At 73.4% G+C, this 22,820-nt stretch carries 19 protein-coding genes; 13 read left to right on the forward strand and 6 right to left on the reverse strand.

The features are described 5' to 3' along the window. Positions 1-73: 73 nt before the first annotated feature. Both IW256_RS40030 and IW256_RS40035 read left to right on the forward strand, forming a co-directional pair. Complete coding sequence (locus IW256_RS40030) at positions 74-517, forward strand: DoxX family protein (protein ID WP_197015899.1); 444 nt, start codon at positions 74-76, stop codon at positions 515-517. A gap of 93 nt (positions 518-610) precedes the next feature. Then, positions 611-1,315, forward strand: coding sequence for a lytic polysaccharide monooxygenase auxiliary activity family 9 protein (locus tag IW256_RS40035; protein WP_307829367.1), 705 nt, complete (start codon positions 611-613; stop codon positions 1,313-1,315). Between the two features lie 79 nt (positions 1,316-1,394). On the opposite strand, the gene IW256_RS40040 is transcribed toward IW256_RS40035, so the two are convergent. Continuing rightward, a complete protein-coding gene (locus tag IW256_RS40040) occupies positions 1,395-2,831 on the reverse strand; it encodes a glycoside hydrolase family 6 protein (RefSeq protein WP_269217994.1) in 1,437 nt (478 codons plus the stop codon). A 193-nt stretch (positions 2,832-3,024) separates the two neighbouring features. Continuing rightward, a complete protein-coding gene (locus tag IW256_RS40045) occupies positions 3,025-4,224 on the reverse strand; it encodes a glycoside hydrolase family 5 protein (protein ID WP_197015901.1) in 1,200 nt (399 codons plus the stop codon). 486 nt (positions 4,225-4,710) lie between these two features. Between IW256_RS40045 and IW256_RS40050 the strand changes: the two genes are divergently transcribed. Continuing rightward, positions 4,711-5,748 carry a LacI family DNA-binding transcriptional regulator gene (locus tag IW256_RS40050; protein ID WP_307829368.1) on the forward strand — a complete coding sequence of 346 codons (1,038 nt, stop codon included), beginning with the start codon at positions 4,711-4,713 and terminating at the stop codon, positions 5,746-5,748. 11 nt (positions 5,749-5,759) lie between these two features. Here IW256_RS40050 and IW256_RS40055 read toward each other — a convergent pair whose 3' ends face one another. The 3 genes from IW256_RS40055 to IW256_RS41915 are packed head-to-tail and all read right to left on the reverse strand — an operon-like array spanning position 5,760 to position 7,002. Further along, positions 5,760-6,125 carry a fluoride efflux transporter FluC gene (locus IW256_RS40055; RefSeq protein ID WP_197015903.1) on the reverse strand — a complete coding sequence of 122 codons (366 nt, stop codon included), beginning with the start codon at positions 6,123-6,125 and terminating at the stop codon, positions 5,760-5,762. Further along, positions 6,122-6,469 (reverse strand): DUF190 domain-containing protein, encoded by a 348-nt coding sequence (locus tag IW256_RS40060; protein WP_197015904.1) that lies wholly within the window; start codon positions 6,467-6,469, stop codon positions 6,122-6,124. The genes IW256_RS40055 and IW256_RS40060 overlap by 4 nt, the downstream gene beginning before the upstream one ends. After that, a complete protein-coding gene (locus IW256_RS41915) occupies positions 6,466-7,002 on the reverse strand; it encodes a fluoride efflux transporter FluC (RefSeq protein WP_307829369.1) in 537 nt (178 codons plus the stop codon). The genes IW256_RS40060 and IW256_RS41915 overlap by 4 nt, the downstream gene beginning before the upstream one ends. A gap of 260 nt (positions 7,003-7,262) precedes the next feature. Here IW256_RS41915 and IW256_RS40070 point away from each other — a divergent pair, with 260 nt between their 5' ends. From IW256_RS40070 to IW256_RS40080, 3 genes are all read left to right on the forward strand, one after another. After that, complete coding sequence (locus IW256_RS40070; protein WP_197015906.1) at positions 7,263-7,493, forward strand: hypothetical protein; 231 nt, start codon at positions 7,263-7,265, stop codon at positions 7,491-7,493. 33 nt (positions 7,494-7,526) lie between these two features. Next, positions 7,527-8,819 (forward strand): erythromycin esterase family protein, encoded by a 1,293-nt coding sequence (locus IW256_RS40075; protein ID WP_307829370.1) that lies wholly within the window; start codon positions 7,527-7,529, stop codon positions 8,817-8,819. A gap of 376 nt (positions 8,820-9,195) precedes the next feature. Next, positions 9,196-10,029 carry a nitroreductase/quinone reductase family protein gene (locus IW256_RS40080; RefSeq protein ID WP_197015907.1) on the forward strand — a complete coding sequence of 278 codons (834 nt, stop codon included), beginning with the start codon at positions 9,196-9,198 and terminating at the stop codon, positions 10,027-10,029. Between the two features lie 67 nt (positions 10,030-10,096). Here the strand turns inward: IW256_RS40080 and IW256_RS40085 are convergent, their stop codons facing one another. Continuing rightward, positions 10,097-10,942: an NAD(P)H-binding protein gene (locus IW256_RS40085; RefSeq protein WP_197015908.1), complete on the reverse strand. Its 846-nt coding sequence runs from the start codon at positions 10,940-10,942 to the stop codon at positions 10,097-10,099. Positions 10,943-11,053: 111 nt separating this feature from the next. Between IW256_RS40085 and IW256_RS40090 the strand changes: the two genes are divergently transcribed. The 7 genes from IW256_RS40090 (at position 11,054) to IW256_RS40120 (ending at position 22,794) form a co-directional block, all read left to right on the forward strand. After that, the gene (locus IW256_RS40090) at positions 11,054-12,049 is read left to right on the forward strand and encodes an AraC family transcriptional regulator (protein WP_197015909.1); all 996 of its coding nucleotides are present in this window, start codon (positions 11,054-11,056) and stop codon (positions 12,047-12,049) included. A 52-nt stretch (positions 12,050-12,101) separates the two neighbouring features. After that, positions 12,102-12,890 (forward strand): DeoR/GlpR family DNA-binding transcription regulator, encoded by a 789-nt coding sequence (locus tag IW256_RS40095; RefSeq protein WP_197015910.1) that lies wholly within the window; start codon positions 12,102-12,104, stop codon positions 12,888-12,890. A gap of 287 nt (positions 12,891-13,177) precedes the next feature. Further along, a complete protein-coding gene (locus IW256_RS40100; protein WP_197015911.1) occupies positions 13,178-15,913 on the forward strand; it encodes an alpha-L-rhamnosidase in 2,736 nt (911 codons plus the stop codon). Between the two features lie 58 nt (positions 15,914-15,971). Then, positions 15,972-17,255, forward strand: a complete 1,284-nt coding sequence (locus IW256_RS40105; protein ID WP_197015912.1) for an ABC transporter substrate-binding protein — start codon at positions 15,972-15,974, stop codon at positions 17,253-17,255. 3 nt (positions 17,256-17,258) lie between these two features. Next, positions 17,259-18,206 carry a carbohydrate ABC transporter permease gene (locus IW256_RS41920; protein ID WP_197015913.1) on the forward strand — a complete coding sequence of 316 codons (948 nt, stop codon included), beginning with the start codon at positions 17,259-17,261 and terminating at the stop codon, positions 18,204-18,206. Continuing rightward, positions 18,203-19,030 (forward strand): carbohydrate ABC transporter permease, encoded by an 828-nt coding sequence (locus tag IW256_RS40115; protein WP_307829371.1) that lies wholly within the window; start codon positions 18,203-18,205, stop codon positions 19,028-19,030. The genes IW256_RS41920 and IW256_RS40115 overlap by 4 nt, the downstream gene beginning before the upstream one ends. Next, positions 19,027-22,794 carry a glycosyl hydrolase gene (locus tag IW256_RS40120; RefSeq protein ID WP_197015914.1) on the forward strand — a complete coding sequence of 1,256 codons (3,768 nt, stop codon included), beginning with the start codon at positions 19,027-19,029 and terminating at the stop codon, positions 22,792-22,794. Before IW256_RS40115 ends, IW256_RS40120 begins: the two co-directional genes overlap by 4 nt. The last annotated feature ends 26 nt before the right edge of the window (positions 22,795-22,820 follow it).

Raw genomic sequence — 22,820 nt, forward strand, 5'->3', positions numbered from 1 at the left:
TCGCGGCCGGAGGGTCGATCGGTCCTCCGCGAATGGTGCGCAATAAACGCTGGAAAAGGAAGGGTGATCTGTCGTGTACAGAGCGGATCGGTTCGCCGAGCCGGTGCTGGCGCTGTTCCGCGCCGTGACCGGGTTCCTGTTCATGATCCACGGGGTGGCCTCGGTGTTCGGCGTGCTGGGCGGCAACCGCGGCACGGGCCGGGCCATCGAGTTCGCGGCCTGGCCGGGCTGGTGGGCGGCGGTCATCCAGCTCGTCTGCGGCGCGCTGGTGCTGTCCGGGCTGTTCACCCGGGTCGCCGCCGTCCTCGCGTCCGGCTCGATGGCCTACGCCTACTTCGTGGTGCACCAGCCGGACGGTCTGCTGCCGCTGCGCAACGGCGGTGAAGCGGCGGCCATGTACTGCTGGGCCTTCCTCCTGATCGCCGTGCTCGGGCCGGGCGCCTGGGCGCTGGATTCGCTCCGCGCCCGCCGCCGGGTCGCGGCCACCCCCAGAGCGATATCCGGAAAGGCTTCATGAAAGCGTGAAAACCCTGTTCACCGGCGGATCGGGCTGGAGTTAACGTCCAGCCCGACGGTCGTTTTTCCGGATCGGCGGACAGGAGGAGAAAACGTGAGAAGGCGGCGAAGGGCTGTGCTCGCGGGAGGTGCCCTGACCTCGGCGGCCCTGCTCGGAACCCTGGTGAACGCTCCCGCGGCGTCGGCGCACGGCGCCATGATGATCCCCGGCAGCCGCACCTATCTGTGCTACAAGGACGGCCTCACCCCCACCGGCGAGATCAAGCCCGACAATCCCGCCTGCGCGGCGGCGGTGGCGCAGAGCGGCACCAATTCCCTTTACAACTGGTTCGCCGTGCTGCGCTCGGACGGCGCCGGCCGCACCCGCGGCTTCATTCCCGACGGGAAACTGTGCAGCGCGGCGGCGGTGGTCTACGACTTCAGCGGATTCGACCTGGCCCGCGACGACTGGCCGGTGACCCATCTGACCTCCGGCGCGGAACTGCAGTTCCGCTTCAACAAGTGGGCCGCCCACCCCGGTGAGTTCCGGACCTACATCACCAAGGACTCCTGGAGCCCGACCCGGCCCCTGGCGTGGGACGACCTGGAGGACGAGCCGTTCTACCGGGTCACCGACCCGCCGAGCGTCGGAGGGCCGGGAAACGAGGGCAGTTACTACTACTGGAACGCCAGGCTCCCCTCGGGCAAGACCGGGCGGCACATCATCTACACGGTGTGGCAGCGTTCCGACAGCACCGAGACGTTCTACAACTGCTCCGACGTCGTCTTCGACGGCGGCAACGGGGAGGTGACCGGCTAGCGCCGCCCGTTCCCACCGGGCGACACGGCCCCGGGACCGTTTCCGGTCCCGGGGCCGCTTTCCTGTGGGGGTCGGGCCCTTACGGAAGGGCGGGGTAGGCGTTCCGGAGCAGTTCCTGGAACTGCGCCGAGAACCAGTGGCCGGACAGCGGGGCGTCAGGCAGCGCACCGCTCATGTTGTGGTTGTTCCGCGGGTTGCCGGTGTACGTGGGGTCGCACATGCGGTCGAACCCCTTGCCCTCCTCGTTCGGGATCTCCTTGCTCGAACCGTCGGACTCGCCGGGCGGCTTCATCCAGACGTAGGCGTCGATGCCGGACTCGGGGGCCACCTTGGGCCGCTCGCCCAGGCCCGCCCCGGACTGGTTGCACCAGTTGCCCAGGTGGATGCGGCGGTCGATCCTGCCCCCGTTCACGTACGTGTCGACGTTGGTCGTCGCCCCGGGGCCGCCGGGACGGTTCGCCCCGCCCCAGCCGTTGCGGCTGGTGTCGATCAGCATCCCGACGCCGGAGTCGAACCCGGCCTGGACGAGCCGCTGCCGGAACGCCTGGGCGTAGGACAGCTCGTCGACGTACCGGTTCCAGTCGACCCACTTGGACTGGCGGACGGAGGTGCCGTTGACGCTGTCGTTGATGGTGAAGTAGGGCTCCTTCAGCGCGCCGTAGTTGGCGGTGTTGCTGATGAAGCCGGCCACGTTTGCCATGGAGCCCGACGCCCTGGCCGTCTGGGCGAGCAGGTCGGCGGTCGGGCCGAAGTTGTCGTCCCAGCCGAGCCAGCCGTGGTGGCCGACGTCGATGTAGTTGTAGACGTTCGGGATGGCGCCCAGCTTGTTGAGCGCGTAGGCGATGCCGTTGACGTAGTTGCCGTTGGCCTTCATCGTGTCGCACGCGGGCACGGCGGTCGGGCGCCCGCTGACGTTGGTGATCAGGTTCGGCAGCGAGTCGATCTCGACGACCGTCACGATCCGCAGGTTGGCGTACTTGGCGTCGCCCATGATCGACGCGATCGGGTCGATGAACTGGGTCCTGTACTTGTCGATCTCGGTCGCGCCGAGCTCGCCGTTGGAGGCGAGCGCGGAGCAGTCCCGGCCGGGCAGGTTGTAGACGACGACCTGGATCACCCCGGCGCCCTGTTCGAGCGCCTTGTCCAGATGGGCGCGCAGGCCCATCTTCCCGGCCGCGCCGTTGATCGCGGCGATCCGGTCGAGCCACACGCCGGTCGGCTGGTTGGAGATCGCGCTGCCGCCGGGCTCCGCCGCCGCCTTGGCCGACCACTCCGGGTTGACGTACGCCTTGGCGCCCGCGTACGGGTTGTCGACGCGGGCGGCGAGGGCGGGGGCGGCACCGGCCTGCGGCGCGGCCAGGGCGGTGGTGCCTGCGGCGAGCAGGACGCTCGTCGCGGCGGCGGCCAGGGCGCGGCGGTGCCAGGCCCTCCGGCGCGGCGCGTCCTTCCGCCGTGCCGGGGCGCCCGGTACGGCGCGGGCGGCACCGGGGGTTCTGGGTGCTGGGGCGGGGGTCATGGCGATCCTCCTCGGTTCGCGGGCATCTTTCTCGGACGGATTCATCGGGGACGGCAACCTTTCGGGGTGGTGGGGGCGACTGAAGGTCGTCGAGCCGGGCACCGGGGCCGCACGTAGTGGGAGCGAAGCGGTCCCGGTGTCTCGGCCGGCCCGTGATCGGGTCCGGCGTGCGTTCGGACCCGGCCCGGCCGGGTCAGGGCGTGGTCAGCAGGTGGTCGCGCAGGCCCGCGCCGTACGCGGTCGGCGTGCCGTCGTAGGAGCTGATGAGGGACGGTCCGCTGGAGCAGTTCCAGGTGTTCCAGGTCCAGCCCAGGTAGGAGGCGCCGCGCGCGTCGAGCCAGGCCATCAGGCCGTCGATGTAGGAGTGGCCGCAGGTGTTCTCGCCGATCTCGCCCGCGACCAGGGGCACCTGGGAGGCGACCGGGGCGAGCTGCTGGTCCCAGCAGGTGCTGTCCCGGCAGTGGTTGAAGTTGTAGGAGTGCCAGGCCGCGGCCAGGTTCCCGGTGGGGTCGGACGGCCTGTGGGCGAGCCACTGGCTGAGGTCGTTGGAGTAGCTGTTGCCCGCGGCCAGCACGACGTTGAGGGCACCGGTGCCGCGGACGGCGTCCAGGAGGTCCTGCATGCCGGCCGCCTCGTAGGTCAGGCCGGGACAGGCCGCGCCGCCGTCGCGCCAGCACAGCCACGACTGGCCGTAGTCCATGACCTGGAGGTTGTTGGGGTAGGGCTCGTTGAACAGGTCGAGGACCACGGCGGTGTCGTCCTTGAACGCGGTGGCGACCTGCCGCCAGAACTCGGGCGCGTACCTGGCGTCGGGCATCGGCTTCTGGCACTCGGCGTCCGCCGTCCAGCAGTGGCTGTCGTAGCCGGTCCACAGCCCGTTGCTCCAGTGCAGCTCCAGGATCGGAGTGATGCCGTTCCGCCGCAGCAGGCCCACGTAGTCCTCGACGGCCTTCTGGTACGCGGCGCCCCGGTAGGCCGCGTCGACGTTGGGCAGTCCGAGCCAGCAGTCGGAGTTGAGGGGGACGCGGACCGCGTTGACGTTCCAGTTCCGGATCGCGCCGACCGACGCCTCGTCCATCGGCCCGTCCCAGATGCCGTTGCCCTGGACGCAGGCGAACTCGCCGCCGGACCGGTTCACGCCGCGCAGCCGTACGGTCTCGCCGCCGGCGGTCACGAGCCGGTTGCCGGAGACCGCCAGCTCCGGCGCCGCCGCGCGGGGCGACGGCCGGCGGCCGTCCGCGGAGGCAGGGACGGTGCCGGCGGGGCCGGTGCTCGCGGGGCCGGTGTCCGCGGGGCCGGTGCCCGCGGGGACGGTGCCCGCGGCGACCGGGCCGGACAGGCCGAGGACGGCGGCCAGGCAGAGGGCGACGGCGCCAGGGAGGAGCGATCTCATGGGGATCTCCGCCTTCACTTCGATGCGATGGTCACGGGTCGGGTGTCGTCACGTGGTGTCGTCACGTGGTGTCGTCACTCGGTGTCGTCACTCGGTGTCGTGTCACGGGACTGCCGTCTCGCGGGGCGGTCACACCGCGTCCCGGGGCGGCCGGGTCGATCGCACCTCCTGACGTCGATGGCTTGGGAGCGCTCCCACACTCGGTTGCGAGTGAACGTAAACCGGGCCGGAACCGGAGGGAAAGCCTTCTTCCACAGATTTCATAAATTTCACCGTCCCCTGCCCGCACCTCGGACGTGCGCCCTGACCTGCGAAGACGTGGGTCCTGGCAGGCGCTGGACGGTGAGGTTTCGGAAACCTGCGGATGTCGAGACGGGTCAACCCGCTCTTGACTGCGTGCGCGTCTCCCGCCGATTCTTGGGGCGCTCCCACTACTCCCGCCCCGGCCGATCCCGACGGCCGGGGACCCCCGAAGGGAGTACCAGCGTGACGATCACCGACCCCTCCGGTGAGCCGGCCCCCGCCCCGGCGACCCGGACCCCCACCCTCGAGCACGTCGCCCGGCTCGCGGGCGTCTCCCCGGCGACGGCCTCGCGCGTGCTCACCGGTTCGGCGCGGGTCAGCCGCGCGGCCCGGCTGCAGGTGGAAGAGGCCGTGGAACGCCTCGGCTACGTGCGCCGCCGCCCCCCGGACCCCGGCCGGGAGACCTCCGGCGCGATCGCGGCGGTGCTGTGCGAGGACAGCGCCCGGGTCTTCGGCGACCCGTTCTACGCCCGCCTGCTGTGGGGCGCGCGCCGCGAGCTGGACGGCCGGGCGCTGATCGTGCTCATGGTCGGCCGGGCCGACGAGTGGCGGGCGACCGCCGACTACCTGCGCGGCGGGCGCGTGGAGGGCGTGCTGCTGGTCGGCGCGCACCGGCGGCCCGCGGCGCTGGTGCAGGCGGCGGCCGGCGCCCCGGTGGTGCTGGCCGGGCGCCCGCTCGGCGAGGCGGCGCTGCCGTACGTGGACGTCGACAACCGGGGCGGGGCGCGTACCGCGGTGCGGCACCTGCTGGCGTCCGGGCGCCGCCGGATCGGCACCATCGCCGGGCCGGCCGAGCTGGGCGCCGGCGTCGACCGGCTGGCCGGGTACCGGCTCGCCGCAGAGGAGGCCGGGATGGACGTCGCCGGGCTGGTCGGCCACGGCGACTTCGGCCGGCTCTCCGGCGAGCACGCGATGACCCGGCTGCTGGACCGCCGGCCCGACCTGGACGCCGTGCTGGCCGCGTCCGACCTGATGGCGGTGGGCGCCCTGCGCGCGCTGCGCCGCGCCGGCCGCCGGGTGCCCGACGACGTCGCGGTGGTCGGCTTCGACGACGCCCCGGTCGCCCGGCAGGTACGGCCGCGGCTGACGACCGTGCGGCAGCCGGCCGAGGACCTGGGCGCCCGGCTCGTCCGGGAACTGCGGTGCCACGCCGGCGGCCGGCCGATCGGCGACCGCGGGGTGGTGCTCAAGACCAGGCTGGTCGTCCGGGAGTCGGGGTGACGGCCGGACCGTCAGGAGCCGATGAGCGCCTGGGCGACGGCCATGCCGCAGTACGCCGCGCCCAGGCCGGCGGCGATGGAGAGGAGGGCGTTGAGCAGCGCGAAGGCGCGCGCGCCGTCCTCGGCCAGCCGCAGCGTCTCGTACCCGAGGGTGGAGTAGGTGGTCAGCGCGCCGCAGAACCCGGTGCCGGCCAGCGCCGTCACCCCGTGACCGGCGGGGAGCGCGGCCAGGAGGCCCAGCAGCCCGGAGCCGGCGACGTTGACGGCGAAGGTGCCCCAGGGGAAGACCGTGTCGTGGCGGGCCTGGACGGCCCGGTCGGCCAGGTAGCGCAGCGGCGCCCCGATCGCGGCGCCCAGCGCGACCAGCAGGACCGTCACCGCGCCTCCCCGTCCCGCCGGCCGGGCGGGACGACCTCGACCGGTTCCAGGGTGACCAGCCCCAGGCCCTCCAGGTCCGCCAGCCGGGGGAGGAAGCCGCGGATCCGGTCCTCGGCGTCCACGATGACGACCGCCACCGGCAGGTCCTCCGAGAGCGACAGGATGCGGCTGGTGTGGATCCGGCTGGTGGACCCGTAGCCCTCGATGCCGCGCAGCACGCTGGCGCCGGCCAGCCCGGCGGCGTGGGCCCGCGCGACGATCTCGTGGTAGAGCGGGCGGTGATGCCGGCGGTCGCTCTCCCCGACGAGGATCGTCAGCCGCAGGGCCGGGCCGGTCGGCGTCATCGGGACCCCTCGCGCGGGCGGGTGAGCAGGCGGGTCAGGCGTACCCCCGCGTAGACGGCGAGCAGCGCGCACACCGGTGTGGCGGCCAGGTAGGCCAGCGCGGTGAACGGCGCCCCGGCGCGGAACGCCAGCTGGACGTCGACGACGTAGGTGGAGAAGGTGGTGAACCCGCCCAGGATCCCGACCCCGAGGAACGGGCGGGCCAGCGGATGGACCTGCCAGGCCTCGGTGACGGCCACCATGAGCACCCCGATCAGCAGGCATCCGGTGGTGTTGACGGCGAAGATCGCCCAGGCGAACTCCGCCGGGCCGTGACCGAAGGCGACGGTGAGGCCGTACCGGGCCACCGCCCCGAGGACCCCGCCCGCCGAGATCGCGGCCAGGGTCGCCCAGGGGGCGCGGCGGAGCGCGGGCCGCCGTCGCCGCGGTGGCGGCCCGGCGGCCGGATCGGCGCTGTGGTCGGCGCTGTGGCCGGGGGTGCGGTCGGGGGTGCGGTCGGGGGTGCGGTCGGCAAGCGGTCGGGCCTCGGGCACGGATCCTCCTACCAGCGGGCGAGACTCGTCTGGTAGGGACCGTTGGCGGCGGTGCGCCGCGGTTGCCCCGGCTGCGCGGGGGCGGCGGGCCCCACCGCCGCGGCCCCTCCCGGGGCTCGTGGCCATGATAGCGGGCGCCCTCCGGCCAACGCGCGTTAAAGGATGCCGATTTAGCCCCATATGGGTGCATTACCCGGCCGGGGGCGGGAAGGCGGGGGACGAGAGCGCACAGCGGAACACCACGACCACCGGGAGGACCGATGGCCCGCTGCGAAGTCTGTGGGAACGACTACGACCACGCCTTCACCGTGATCTCGGCCGATGGCGTCTCGCACGTCTTCGACAGCGTCGAGTGCGCCGCGCACTCCATCGCGCCGACCTGTGACCACTGCGGGTGCCGCGTCCTCGGCCACGGTGTCGAGTCCGACGGCCGGGTCTTCTGCTGCGCGTCGTGCGCCCGGGAGGTCGGGGTGCTTCGGGTGCGCGCCTGACACCGCGCCGGGCGTGCGGAGAGGAGGCCCGCCGTGAGCGAAGTCGATGAGGTCCGCGGATCCGCCCTTCCGCTGGAGACCGCCGCCGATCTGGACCCGCTCATGGAGCGCATCGGCGACGCGCGCTTCGTGCTGCTGGGCGAGGCCAGCCACGGCACCCACGAGTACTACGCCTGGCGCGCCGCGCTGACCAGGCGGCTCATCACCGAGCGCGGGTTCTCCTTCGTCGCGGTCGAGGGCGACTGGCCCGACTGCTGGCGGGTGAACGACAGCGTCACGCTGGCGGAGGGGGCGCCGGCCGACCCCAAGACCGTCCTGGACGGGTACCGCCGCTGGCCGACCTGGATGTGGGCCAACCAGGAGACGGCGAACTTCTGCCGCTGGCTGCGCGCCCGCAACACCGGGCGGCCGTACGGGCGGAGGGCGGGCTTCTACGGCCTGGACGTCTACAGCCTGTGGGAGTCCCTGCGCGCCGTCATCGCCTACCTGTCCGAGCACCGGCCCGAGCATGTGGAGAGGGCGCTGGCCGCCTACCGCTGCTTCGAGCCGTACGGTGAGGACCCGCAGTCGTACGCCTGGAGCACCGAGCTGGCCCCGGGCGGCTGCTCGGACGAGGTGCTGACGATGCTGGCGGGGATGCGCCGCCCCGAGGCCGACCCCGCCGACCCCGCCCCGGCCAAGGCCCTGAACGCCTGGCAGAACGCCGAGGTGGCGGCGGGCGCCGAGCAGTACTACCGCGCCCTGATCGGCGGCGGCGCGCGGTCCTGGAACGTGCGGGACGTGCACATGGCCGACACCCTCGACCGGCTGCTGGACTTCCACGACGGGACGGCGCGGGCCGTGGTCTGGGCGCACAACACCCACGTCGGCGACGCGCGGGCCACCGACATGGCCGCCCGCGGCATGATCAACCTCGGGCAGCTGGTCCGCGAACGGCACGGCCGGGACCAGGTCGTGGTGGTCGGGTTCGCCGGCGGCCACGGTGAGGTGATCGCCGCGTCCCGGTGGGGCGCCCCGATGGAGACCATGATCGTTCCCAGGGCCCGGCACGACACGCTCGAAGCCCTCCTGGAGGAGACCGAGCTGCCGGGCGCGCTGTACGTCTTCGCCGACCGGCCGGACGCCTCCTGGCTCACGTCCACCCGCGGGCACCGTGCCATCGGCGTCCTGTACGACCCGGCCCGCGACCGGAACAACTACGTGCCCACCCGGCTCGCCGACCGGTACGACGCCCTGTGCTGGTTCCGCCGGACCTCCACTCTGGAACCGCTGCATCTGGAGGCCGCGCGCCGGGACGAACTGGCGACGCTTCCCAGCGGCGTCTGAACGCCTTTTCCCGCGCGTTGCCCCGGCGCGCCAACGGCGTTAAGGTGAACATCGTGACTGCCGGGTCGGCCATGGGCCAAGAGCGAGTGGGGCACCCGGCCACGGCGTGAGCGCCGGGCGGGCCAGAGGCCCGCCTTTCCCTTTTTCCGCGCAGGTCGCGCGGTGTTCTTCACGTTCGGCGGTGCCGTTCACCGCCGTTTTTCGCGAGCCTTTCCCGACCTCCCGATCCGATGATCCATTGATCCATCGGGCCGCCGGGGGTGTCCGGGCACGCCTTCACCCCATTCTCCGACCGCGGGTGCCTTCGCACGGCCCCGGGGTTATTTCGCCATGCCCGGAAAATCCCGGACACGGCCACGAAAGGAAAACCGACAGAGTGCCGATCGACTTCAACCAGCAGATCATTGAGGAGTTCCGTTCCAGCGGCGGGCGGCTCAGCGGTCCCTTCGAGGGGGCCCGGCTGCTCCTGCTGACCACCACCGGCGCGCGTTCGGGCGCCCGGCACACCACGCCGCTCGGCTACCTGCCCGACGGTGAGCGGGTCCTGGTGATCGCCTCGGCGGGCGGGGCGGAGAAGAACCCGGACTGGTTCCACAACCTGGTGGCCGACCCCCGGGTCACGGTCGAGAACGGAGTCTTCGTCTACGACGCCGTGGCCACCGTCCTGGAGGGAGCCGAACGCGACCGCGTCTTCGCCCGCGCGGCCGAGGCCGATCCCGGCTGGGCCGACTACCAGGCCAGGACGTCGCGGGTCATCCCCGTGGTCGCCCTCGAGGCGGCCGGGCCGCCGAGGCCGGACGCGCCGTCGCTGGGCGCGGGCCTGAAGGTGATCCACGACGCGTTCCGCCGTGAACTGGCGCTGATCCGCAAGGAGATCGCCGGGTCGGGGCCGCGGCTGGGCGCCCAGCTCCGGGTCAACTGCCTGACCGTCTGCCAGGGGCTGCACCACCACCACGCCGGCGAGGACGGCGCGATCTTCCCGTTCCTCGCCGACCGCCGGCCCGAGCTGGCCCCCGTCCTGGAACGCCTGGACGGCGAGCACCGCAAGATCGCCGCCCTGCTCGGCGACCTCCAGGAGGCGGTCTCCGCGGAGGGAGCGGACCCCGCGCTCGTCCGGGCCGAGGTCGAGCGGCTGACCGAGGAGCTGGAGGCCCACCTGGACTACGAGGAGGAGCAGCTGATCCCGATCCTGGACGCCACCGCCCTGTGACGCCCGGACGGAGCCGTCCCGCCCAGGGAGGCGGGACGGCTCCGTCGCATGTGGTGAGGCCGGGGCCTCAGGCGTCCCAGGCCCCCGCCGCCGCGGCCTTCTCGGCGAAACCGGCGAAGTCGGACGGCGGGCGCCCGAGAGCCCGCTGGACGCCGTTGGAGAGGTGGGCGTCCATCCCGCGCCGGATGGGCGAGATCATGTTGTCGTGGTCCCGCGCGTCCGAGAGCGGCAGGCCCTGCGCGACCAGCTCGGCGACGTACTCGTCCGTGGTGAGCGGGACGTACCGGACCTCACGCCCGGACGCCTTCGAGATCTCGGCGGCGGCCTCGGCGAGGGTCAGCGCCCGGGGACCGGACAGCTCGTAGACCTTCCCGGCGTGGCCGTCCTCGGTGAGGGCGGCCACCGCGACGGCGGCGATGTCCTCGGCGTCGACGAAGGAGACCGCGCCGTCCCCGGCGGGAAGGCGCAGCTCCCCGGCCAGCACGGCGTCCCGGAAGAAGCCCTCGCTGAAGTTCTGCGCGAACCAGCCCGGCCGCACGATCGTCCACGCGGCGCCGCAGGCGCGCACCGCGCGCTCCCCGTCCCGGTGGCTCTCCCCGGCGTCGCCGTCCTCGTCCGCGTACCCCGGTGTGTCCAGCCCGCGCCCCGACAGCAGGACGATCCGTTCGACCCCCAGCTCCACCGCGCGCTCGACGAAGGGGCGCGTGAGCATGGCCCCGTCGAGCGGCACGACGTAGACCGCCGTCACGTCCTTCAGGGCGAGGTCCCAGGTGGCGGGGTCGGTCCAGTCGAACGGCGGCTCGCTGGAGCGGGAGCCCAGGCGGAACGGTGTCCCTCGGTCGCGCAGCAGGGAAGCGACGCGGCGGCCGGACTTGCCGGTGCCGCCGAGAACGAGGATGGGACGCCTGGCCATTGAATCCTCTGTCATTGAACTCTGTGTCATGGGGCCAGTGAAGCGTCAGGCCCGTGAGACGCTCCATGGCTGGAAGGCTCATTCCGATGTTCGTGCGTCTAACGTGGTGGCATGGACGTACTGGCCGAGTCGCTGGGCGGGATCCAGGCCCGGGGTGCCCTGTTCCGGCAGGCGGTCATGGACCCGCCCTGGGCGCTGCGGTTCGATGTCGGCGTTCCGCTGACGCTGGTCACGATGCTGCGCGGCCGGGCGTGGGCGGTCCCGGCGGAGGGGGAGCCGGTGCCGCTCGGCCCCCGCGACATCGCGCTCGTCCGCGGTCCCGCGCCGTTCACCGTCGCCGACGACCCGGCCACCCCGCCTGGGTACCGGGTCACCGCCGCCGACCACTGCGCCCGCGCCGACGGCACCGAGGCCGGCGCCGAGCTCTTCCGGGGCGTGCGGACGTGCGGCGTCCGTCCCGACGCCCCGGCCCTGCTGCTCGCCGGGGCCTTCGACGGCGGGAGCGGTGCCGGCGGGCGGCTGCTGCGGACGCTGCCCGGCCTGCTGGTGGTCCGGGACGGCGCCGTGCTGGGCCCGACCCTGGACCTGGTCGCCGCGGAGGTCGCCACGGACCGGCCCGGGCAGCAGGTGGTGCTCGACCGGCTCCTGGACCTCACGCTGGTCTCCGCCCTCCGGGCCTGGTTCGACCGGCACCCGGCGGACGCGCCGCCCTGGTACCGGGCGATGGAGGATCCGGTGGCGGGCCCCGCGCTGGCCCTGCTGCACGGCGATCCGGCACGTCCCTGGACGGTGGCGGCGCTGGCCGCCGAGGCCGGGGTGTCCCGCGCCACGCTCGGCCGCCGCTTCACCGAGCGGGTCGGCGAACCCCCGATGGCCTACCTCGCACGCTGGCGGATCGCGATGGCCGCCGACCTGCTGCGCGAGACGGACGCGACCGTGGGCTCGATCGCCCGCAGGGTCGGGTACGCCGACGCCTTCGCGCTGAGCGTCGCCTTCAAGCGCCTGTACGGCACCCGCCCCAGCGAGTACCGCGCGGCGGCGGCCGGGGGCCGGGGGTGGTCCGAGGCCACGCGCTATGCTTCCGAGAGTTCCCAGCCGTGGGTGTGAATTTATAACTTCATGGCGTTATATGGAAGCGCGGCCACGGAAGGACCGGATCATGACCAGGGACGGCAGCGGGCGCGGCGGCCCCGAACGGCGCCGCCGGGACATCACCGACCATGTGCTCTCCGAGGGCTCGGTGACCGCCGCCGATCTCGCCGCGCGGTTCGGGGTCAGTCTCATGACCATCCACCGCGATCTCGACGAGCTGGAACGCCAGGGCATCGTGCGCAAGTACCGGGGCGGCGTCACCGCGCAGCCGTCCGGGGTGTTCGAGAGCAACGTCGCCTACCGGCTGAAATCGATGCGCACCGCCAAGGAGGCCATCGCCGCGCGGGCGCTGGAGCTGGTCGAGCCCGGCATGGCGATCATGCTGGACGACTCCACCACCGCGCTCGCCCTGGCCCGCCGGCTGACCGGCATCACACCGCTCACCGTGATCACCAACTTCCTGGAGGCGATCAACCTCCTGGCGGTCCGGCCCGACATCAGGCTGATGGCGCTCGGCGGCGACTACGACCCCCTGCACAACTCCTTCCTCGGCGTCTCCTGCGCGGACGCGATCGAGTCGCTGAACGTCGACCTGTGCTTCGTGTCGACCTCGGCGGTCTCCGGCGGGTTCGCCTACCACCAGGAGCAGCACATCGTCTCGGTGAAGCGGGCGATGCTCGGCGCGGCGGCGCGCAACGTCCTGCTGGTCGACCACTCCAAGCTCGGCCGGGTCGCGCTGCACCGGGTCGCTCCGCTGTCCTCGTTCGACCGCCTGATCGTGGACGACGCGGCCGACGGCGAGTCGCTGCGCGATCTGGACGAGCACAAGGTCCCCTACGAGATCGCGGCGACCTGAGGGGCGGGCCTCGCCCGCGCGGACGCGTTGATCATCTTATAACGACACTGAGTGTGCTCATCTCATAACAGTTATCGCCGCGGGTTCGGCGGGCCGGCCCCTCCTCCCGCCGCCGTACCGCCGCGAAGGCGCCTGTGAGCTGCACGAGAAGTGCGGCGCCGCGCCCATGGCGACGTGATGCGGGCGACATCTTGACACCGTTCCGAGCCACCTTCTACGCTCACGTCGCACTTGATCACGTTATCTTCACAGAAATTATCGTGGTCCATGATGATCGGAGACGGCGCGTGAGCGGTCCCCAGAGCGCGGCCGCAGGGCCCGGCCTGGAGCCCTATGGCCTTCGCTGCGACCACCGCGTCGAGCCGCTGGGCATCGGCGAGAACGCTCCCCTCCTGTCGTGGCGGCTGGCCTCGGCACGGCGGGGCGACGCGCCGACGAGCCATCGGGTGCGCGTCCTCGCCGTGCGGGGCGGGGACGGCGGCGAGGAGATCCCCGTCTGGGACACCGGCCGGGTGACCGACCCGGAGGCCGTCTCCGTGCGGTACGCCGGCCCCGCCCTCCGCTCCCGGACCCGCTACGCCTGGCGGGTCGCCGTCACGGGGGCGGACGGCTCCGTGCGCGAGGCCGGGTCCTGGTTCGAGACCGGCGTCCTCCCCGGAGCCGGCGACGCGGGCTGGACGGCGTCCTGGATCACGCACGACCCCGCCGACATCGACGTCGTGGACGCCCCCGAGGAGGGCGAGCTGGCCCTGGTCGACCACGGCCTCCAGCCCGCGATCCGGATGCGCCGCCCGTTCACGCCCGGGGCGGCGCCGGTCCGCGCCCGCCTCTACGTCACCGCGCGCGGGCTCTACGAGATGCGCCTGAACGGGACCCGGGTCGGCGACGGCGAGCTCGCCCCCGGCTGGACCGACTACCGCGACCGCGTCGACTACCAGGTCCACGACGTCACCGCCTCCCTCCGGGACGGCGAGAACGTCCTCGCCGCGACCGTCGCGGACGGCTGGTGGAGCGGCTTCACCGGCTTCGACCCGCGCCGCTCCGGCGCCCACTACGGAACGTTCCCGCAACTCCTGGCCGAGCTGCACGTCGAGTACGCCGGCGGCGCCACCGAGGTCATCGGCACCGGCCCGGAGTGGCGCACCGCGCGCGGCCCGATCCGGTACGCCGACCTGCTCATGGGGGAGTGCCACGACCTCCGCCGCGAGACCCCCGGCTGGGACCGGCCCGGCTTCGGCGAGGACCCCGGGGCCTGGCGCGCCGCCGCGGTCACCGGCGACGACCACGACCTGCTCACCGCGTCGGTCGCCCAGCCCGTCCGCGCCGTCCGCGAGCTCGCCCCGCGCGCCGTCACCCGCCTCGGCGAGCGCGTCCACCTGGTCGACTTCGGCCAGAACTTCGCCGGCCGGGTCCGGCTCACCGTCCGCGGCCTGCCCTCCGGCGCCCGCGTGACGATCCGGCACGGCGAGGCCCTGGACGACGGCGGCGCGCTCTACACCGACAACCTCCGCACGGCCGCGGCCACCGACGTGCTGATCGCCGGAGGCGCGGCCGAGACCGTCTTCGAGCCCCGCTTCACCTACCACGGCTTCCGGTACGCCGAGATCACGGGCCTGGAGGAGATCGACCCGGCCGGCGTCCGGGGCGTCGTCCTGCACAGCGACACCCCGTGGGCGGGCGAGTTCACCTGCTCCGACCCCGGCGTGGAACGGCTGCACCACGCCATCGCCTGGGGCCAGCGCTCCAACTTCGTCAGCGTGCCCACCGACTGCCCGCAGCGCGACGAACGGCTCGGCTGGCTCGCCGACGCCCAGGTCTTCCTGCCGACCGCGTGCCTCAACGCCGACGTCGCCGCGTTCTTCGACGGCTGGCTGCGCGAGGTCCGCGGCGCCCAGTCGCCCGCCGGGTGCTTCACCAACGTGGCGCCGAGGCTGGCCGGGGTCGCCGACGAGGGCGCCCCCGGCTGGGCCGACGCGGGGGTCCTGGTGCCCTGGCACCTCTACACGGTGTACGGCGACGAACGCGTGCTGGAGCGTTCCTTCGACTCCATGGCCGCCTGGATCGACTTCGTCCACCGGCACAACCCCGATCTGGTGTGGCGGCACCGCGTCGGCCCGCACTTCGCCGACTGGCTCGCCCCCGCCCCGACGCCCCGCGAGGTCGTCGCCACCGCCTACTTCGCCCGCAGCACCGACCTCACCGCGCGGACCGCCGAGATCATCGGGCGGGACGAGGACGCCCGGCGGTACGGCGCGCTCGCCGCCCACATCCGCAAGACCTTCACCGAGCGGTTCGTGACCGGCGGCGGCCGGATCGAGGGCGACACCCAGACCGCCTACCTGCTGGCGCTCGCCTTCGACCTGCTGCCCGAGGAACTCGTCCCGCACGCCGTGGAACGCCTGGTCACCCTCGTCCGCGAGGCCGGCCCGGGCGTCACCACCGGCTTCCTGGGGGTGGGCCTGATCGCGCCGGTGCTGGACGCGCACGGCCACGCCGACCTGGCGCACGCCCTGCTGCGCCGGACCGACCCGCCGTCCTGGCTCTACCCGCTGCGGCACGGCGCCACCACCATCTGGGAGCGCTGGGACGGCTACACCGAGGAACGGGGCTTCCAGGCCGCGGCGATGAACTCGTTCAACCACTACGCGCTCGGCTCGGTCGGCGAGTGGCTGTACCGGGGCGTGGCCGGGCTCGACCAGGCGCCCGGCTCGGTCGGCTACCGCGAGCTGCTCGTCCGTCCCAGGCCCGGCCGGCTGACCTCGGCCCGCGCCTCCTACGAGTCGGTGCGCGGCACCGTCGCCGCCGGATGGACCCTCCGGGACGGCGTGTTCACCCTGGAGGTCACCGTGCCGCCGGGGGCGTCCGCCACCGTGCACATCCCCACGGCCGATCCCGGCGGGGTGCGCGAGGGCGGGCGGCCGGTGGCCGAGGCCGACGGCGTACGGATCGCCGGCGCGGAGCCCGGGACGCTCCGCTGCCGGGTGACATCGGGGGAATACCGCTTCACCGCGGACGTTCAGTGATCGCCGTTCCCGAGGAACGGTCATCGCGGCCCCCCGGCCGCGATATCGAGGAGGACAGATGACATCGACGTTGCGCGGAACGCCGCTCGGCCGCCGCGGATTTCTCCGGCTGGCCGGCGGGGCCGCGGCCGTGACCGCGCTGCCCGCGGGCCTGGCGGCCTGCGGCGGCTCGTCCGGCGGCGCGGGCGGGACCCTCCGGCTGGTCGGCGTGGCCGACCAGCAGAAGCCGCTGGACCTGCTGACCAAGGACTACACCAAGGCGAAGTTCACCACCTCGTACGCGCCCACCGACCAGGTGCAGACCTCGGTGCGGACGCAGCTCGGCGCGGGCAGCGCGCCCGACCTCCACGTGGTCTACCCCGGCAACGGCAGCGCGATGAGCATGGCGCAGATCGCCCAGGCCGGGCTGCTGGCCGACCTGTCCGACCAGGCGTGGACCAAGAAGATCCCGGAGAACTTCAAGCCCGCGTTCCAGCACCAGGGCAAGACCTTCATGTACTCGGCCGGCGCCAGCGTGATCGGCGCCATCTACAACAAGAAGGTCTTCCAGGAGGCCGGGGTGGAGCCGCCCAAGACCTGGGGCGAGTTCCTGGAGGTCTGCGACAAGATCAAGAAGAAGGGGAAGGTCCCGATCGCGCTGGGCGCCCAGACGCAGTGGGTCACCCAGCTCATCACCTACGCGCTCGTCCCGTCCACGGTGTACGCCAAGAACCCGCAGTTCGACGGCCAGATGCAGGCGGGGACGGCGAGCTTCGCGCAGTCGGGCTGGGCGGACGCCTTCACCATGTACCTCGACCTGCAGAAGCGCGGGTTCTTCAACGACAACCCCAACGGGACGACCTTCGAGCAGCAGACCTCCATGGTCGCCACCGGCAAGGCCGCCATGGCGATCCAGGTCTCGGCGGTGCTGCCGGACTTCCGCAAGGCCGCCGCGAGCCCCGACGACCTGGGGATGTTCCCCGTCCCGGGCGCCGAGAAGGAGGCCGACGTCTGGATCCCGGCGGGCGTGGTCGTGGGCCTGGGCGCCAGCGCGCGCGGCAAGAACCGCGACGCCGCCAAGGCGTTCATCGACCACCTCGGGCAGCAGCAGAACGTCAACCGCTGGGCCGAGGCGGTCGCCTGCGTCCCGCTCTTCCGGGACGGCACCTCCAAGATCGACCCCGTGCTGAACGACTTCCTGCCCTACATGGAGGGGAACAAGGCGGTGCCGTTCATGGACCAGGCGTGGCCCAACGCCGAGATCCAGCCCGCCCACTTCGCGGTGGTCCAGGAGCTGCTGGGCGGCAAGACCACCATCCCGCAGGCGCTGGCCAAGCTCGACGAGACGTACCGGAAGAAGTAGCCCGTGGCCTCGACCCTCCGCCGTACCCCGGCCGAGCCGGCGGTCCGGCCCGCTTCCGCGGGCCGCCGCCGGCGGCGGGGCGGTTTCCTGTCCCCGCCATGGTGGTTCGCGGCACCGGCCCTGGCCGTGTACGCCCTGGTGGTGCTCTATCCCAGCCTGAGCGGCGTGCTCTACGCGTTCACCGACTGGAACGGCCTCGGCGAGCGGTCCTTCGTCGGCCTGGACAACTTCGGCAAGCTGTGGGGCGACGACGCCGCCCGCGGCTCGCTGGTCAACACGCTGCTGCTGACCGTGGCGATCGTCCTGGTGCAGAACGGCGTCGGCCTGCTGCTGGCGCTCGGCGTCCACGCGAAGATCAAGTCCCGGACCGTGCTGCGCGTGGTGTTCTTCGCCCCCGCCGTGGTCAGCCCGGTGATGGTGGCGTTCCTGTGGAAGTACGTCTACAACCCCGCGCCGGACGCCGGGCTCAACGCCGTCCTCGGCGCGGTGGGCCTCGGCGGGCTGCGCCAGGACTGGCTCGGCGACCCCTCGCTGGCGCTGTGGTCGGTGGCCGGGATGGTGATCTGGCAGTTCGCCGGCTACTCCATGGTCATCTTCCTGGCCGGCCTGGAGGGCGTGCCCGTCGAGCTGCACGAGGCCGCGATGATCGACGGCGCCGGGCGGTTCCAGCGCTTCCGGCACGTGACCTGGCCCCTGCTGGCGCCCGCGGTGACCATCAACGTGATGCTGTCCACCATCGGCGGGCTCAAGCTGTTCGACCAGGTGTACGCGGCCACCAACGGCGGCCCCGGCCACGCCAGCGAGACGCTGTCCACGGTGCTGTACAAGCAGGCGTTCGTCTTCGGCAACTACGGCTACAGCACGGCGATCGCCCTGGTGCTCGCCCTGTTCGTGGCCGCCGTGTCGCTGGTCCAGATCTACTACCTCCGCGGCAGAGAGGTCACTTCGTGAGCCTCAGATACGGCTTCCGTACGTTCCTGCTGGAGATCGCGATGATCGGCGTGGCCGTCGCGTTCCTCTTCCCGGTGTACGCGCTGATCACGCTGTCGCTGAAGGACAAGCGGGGGATCGCCGAGGCGCCGCTGTCGCCGCCGCTGCCGCCGCACGCGGGCAACTTCTCCGACGCCTGGCAGCGGGCCTCGCTGGGGTCGGCGCTGCTCAACAGCACCGTCATCACCGTGGCCAGCCTGCTGGTGCTGATCGCGATCGGGTCGTTCGCCGCCTACTTCCTGGCCCGCCAGGCGACCCGGCTGGGGTTCGGGCTGTACGTGCTGTTCCTGCTCGGCATCGTGCTGCCGTTCCAGCTCGGCATGATCCCGCTGTTCAAGATGGTCGACACGGCGGGGCTGCTCGGCACCTACCAGGGGATGGTGGTGTTCTACACGGGCATCCAGCTGCCGTTCACGATCTTCCTGTACACCGGGTTCATCCGGGCGCTGCCGGGCGACTACGCCAACGCCGCGCTCATCGACGGCGCCGGGCACCTGCGCGCGTTCACCCAGGTGGTGTTCCCGCTGCTGCGCCCGATCACCGGCACGGTGCTGATCCTCAACGCCGTGTTCATCTGGAACGACTTCTTCACCCCGCTGCTGTACCTGGGCGGGTCGCCGCGGGAGACGGTGCCGGTGCGGATCTTCGCGTTCGTGGGCCAGTACGTCTCGGACTACGGCCTGGTGTTCGCCGGGCTGGTGCTGGCCGCCCTGCCGATCCTGGTGGTGTTCCTGGTGCTGCAACGCTATGTCATCAAGGGCTTCGCGAGCGGGCTCAAGGGATGATCCCCCCGAGGCTCCGGGCGGTGCTGGAGGCGCCGTTCGGTCACCGGAACGGGGCGTTCTCCCCGGCGCCGATCTGGTGGTGGAGCGGCGAGCGGCTGGACCGGCGGCGGCTGCGCGACCAGCTGGAACGGTTCGCCGCCGGCGGCGTGTACAACCTGGTCGTGCTGAACCTGGCGCCCTCCGGCCCGATGTTCGGGTCGGACGCCGACGAGCCCGCGTTCTTCAGCGACGCCTGGTGGGAGCTGCTCGACCAGGTGTGCGAGGACGCCGCCGGGCTCGGGGTCTCGCTGTGGTTCTACGACCAGCTCGGGTTCTCCGGAGCCGACCTTCAGGCGCGCCTCGTCCGGGAGGTGCCGGAGTACGCGGGGCGGTGGCTGGAGCCGGACGGCCGGACCACCGCGCGCGGCTTCGACTACCTCTCGGCCGAGGCGTGCGGCACCCTGCTCGACCGCGTGCACGGCGAGTTCGCGCGGCGGCTCGGGCACCGCCTCGGCACGGTGATCGTGGGGTCGTTCCAGGACGAGCTGCCCGCGCTGCCCACCTGGACGGAACGGTTCGCCGAGGAGTTCGAGCGGCGCCGCGGCTACGACCTGACCCCGCGCCTGGACGCGCTGTGGAAGGGCGGCGACGGGGTCCACGAGATCCGCCGCGACTACCACCTCACCCGGGCGGAGCTGGCCGAGGAGGCGTTCTTCCGGCCGCTGGCGGAGTGGCACGCCGAGCGCGGTCTCGTGCACGGCTGCGACCAGCAGGACCCGGCCCGCGCCGGCCTTCCCGTCGACGGCGTGCGGCTCTACGCCGACTACGCCCGTACGCACCGCTGGTTCGGCGCGCCCGGCTCCGACCACCACGGCGACGCCCGCGTCCACTCGTCCCTCGCGCACCTGTACGGGCGGGACCGCACGTGGATCGAGGCGTTCCACTCCAGCGGGTGGGGCGGCACCCTGGAGGAGACCTTCGACTGGCTGCTGCCCTGGCTGCGGGCGGGCGCCACCCTCTACAACCCGCACGCCGTCTACTACACGACCAAGTCGGGCTGGTGGGAGTGGGCGCCGCCGTCCACCGACTGGCGCCAGCCGTACTGGGCGCATCACCGCGTCTTCGCCGAGGCCGTCACCCGGCTCTGCGCGGCGCTGTCGCTGGGACGGCACGTGTGCGACGTCGCCGTCCTGTCCCCGACGGCGACCGCGCAGGCCGGGACCGGGCTGGACGGGGTGGACCCCGACGCCGTCCGCGCCCAGGAGGTGTACCGGTCCCTGGTCGGCGACATGGCCTGGTTCCGGATGGTCCCCGGGGCGCTCGACCGGCTGGGGATCGACGCCGACGTCGTCGACGACGACTCGGTGGCCCGCGCCCGGGTCGCCGGGGGCCGGCTGGACGTCGCGGACGAGTCGTACCGCACCGTCCTGCTGCCCGCCTGCACCGTCCTGGAGGGCGCGACGGCGCGGCGGCTCACCGAGCTGGCCGAGGACGGCGGCCGGGTCATCGCGATCGGGACGCCGCCCCGGACCGGCGTCGGCGATCCGGAGGCGGGCGCGGCCGTGGCGCGGCTGGCGGAGCTGGTGGAGACCGTTCCCGACACCGCCGCGCTGGGCCCGCCGCTGGAGGACGACCGCCGGGTGGACGCCCCCGTGCCCGCGCTCGTCCGCGAGGTGGACGGGACGACGCTGGTGTTCCTGACGGCCTCGCCCTCGATGGCGAGCCGCGTGTCGGTGGAGCGCCCCGACGAGCGCGGCGCCGACCTCGGCTGGCTCGACGTGACCTACGACTTCGACCCCGGCCGCTACCTGCGCGACATGCGCGTCCGCGTGCGGGGGGTGAGCGGCCCGGCGTTCGTCGCGGGGCCGTTCGGCGGCGGCGTGCGGCGGCTCCCGTCCACCGTGGCCGAGGACGGCGCGGCCGTGGAGGTGGTCGTCCCGTTCGACGACGGGCCCGCGGCCCTGCTGCTCTTCCCGGGGGCCGATGCGGGCGGCGGCCAGGAGTCGCCGGCCGTCCCCGAGCCGGAGCCGTCCACCGCGATCGACCTCGGCCCGTCCTGGGAGATGGAGCCGGTGCCGACGCTCGACAACTCCTGGGGCGACTTCGCCCGCCCGGCCGGCGCCCCCGTCCCCCTGGAACGCTGGGCGCTGCGGCACCGCGCGGGGGACGGCGACGACGGGGCATGGGACACCGTCCACGCCACCTTCGGGCCGCACGGACTGTGGTCCGCCGACGGGCGGACGTGGTACCGCGCCGTGTACTCCGACTCCCGCGGCATCCGCAAGGACGCCGTTCACCGGGCGTTCCTCGGGCCGAAGGGGCACGTGCCCGAGGAGTTCCTGGATTTCGGCCAGGCTCCAAAAGGACGGCGGGTCGTGTTCCGGACCCGCCTCACCGTGCCCGCCCCGGGCGGGTACCCGGCGGTGGGCGCCGGTGCCGCCAAGACCCTGCTGGTCGACGGCGTGCCGGTGGACATCGAGGACCACGGCCATCTGGCCGTGGCGAGGGCGCCGCTGGCGCCGGGGGAGTATGACCTGCAGGTGCGTCTCGTACCGGACGAGGACGTGTGGCTGCGCGCCCACGTCGCCGTCGTCACCGACCCCGGCGCCTACCGGAGGCCCGAGTGGATCACCGTGCCGGGGCCCTCGCGTCCCGGCGCCCGGATCACCGTCACCGCCGCGCTCCCGGCGGGAGCGCCCGCCCTCCTCCAGGTGGCCTCGCCCTCGCCGTGCCGGGTGCTGGTGAACGGTGTGGAGGCCGGCCGCCAGGGCGGCTTCGACCCCTACGCCGAGCAGCAGGAGCCCCGGGCCGGCCGTTACGACCTGACCGATCTCCTGGCGGGCGCGGGGGACGGGGGCGCGGAACTGGAACTCGTCCTCACCGAGGCCGAGGCGCCGCCCCTGCTCCTGGTGGACGGGCCGGTCGTCTCGGGGCACGGTCCCGCCTGGCGCGCCACCCGGGACGGGGAGCCCGTGCCGATCGTCGCGAGGCGCGCCCAGCACGGTGACCCAGCGGCCCTTCACCTGCGGCGCCGCCCGCACCCGCTGCCCGGCGCGCGCTGGCTCGACGACGCGGAGCCCGGCGGCGAGGGCGTGGTACTGCCGGCACGGCTCGCGGTGCCCGGGGACGGCCCCCGGGTCGAGTGGCTGCGCTTCACGGTGCCGCCCGGCGCGAGGCGCATGGCGTTCGCCGTGCACGGCGAGGTCACCGACGTCCTCGTGGACGGCGCGCCGCTGCCCGCGGACGGCGTCTCCGGCGCGTTCGACCTCGCGCTTCCCGCAGCCGGGGACCGTCCCGGGACGCGCACCGCGACGCTGCGCGTCCGCACCCGCCCCGGCCACACCGGAGGGGCGATCCTGAAGGGGCCGGTCCGCTTCACCGCCGGCCCCGGCACGATCACCCTCGGCGACTGGGAGGACGCCGGCCTCGCCGGCTACAGCGGAGGCGTCCGCTACCGCCGCCGGGTGGACCTCCCCGCCGGCCTCGCCCCGGGACTCGCCGCCCGTACCGCGACGCTCGACCTCGGCCGGGTCCGCGGCACCGTCGAGGTGACCGTCAACGGCACGCCGTGCGGCGTCCGCGTCTGCGCCCCCTACCGGTTCGGCCTCGGCTCCGCCCTGCGGCACGGCCCGAACGAGATCGAGGTCGTCGTGTACGGCACCCTCGCCCCCCACCTCGACGAGACCAGCCCCACCCACTTCGTGTTCGGAGGCCAGCGCGTCTCCGGACTCCTCGGCCCCGTCCTCCTGCGCCTGTCCGACCCCGGCCCGGGCGACACCGGCTGACCCACGACCCGCTCATCCCCTCCACC

Source organism: Actinomadura viridis, assembly GCF_015751755.1.
GTDB lineage: Bacteria > Actinomycetota > Actinomycetes > Streptosporangiales > Streptosporangiaceae > Spirillospora > Spirillospora viridis.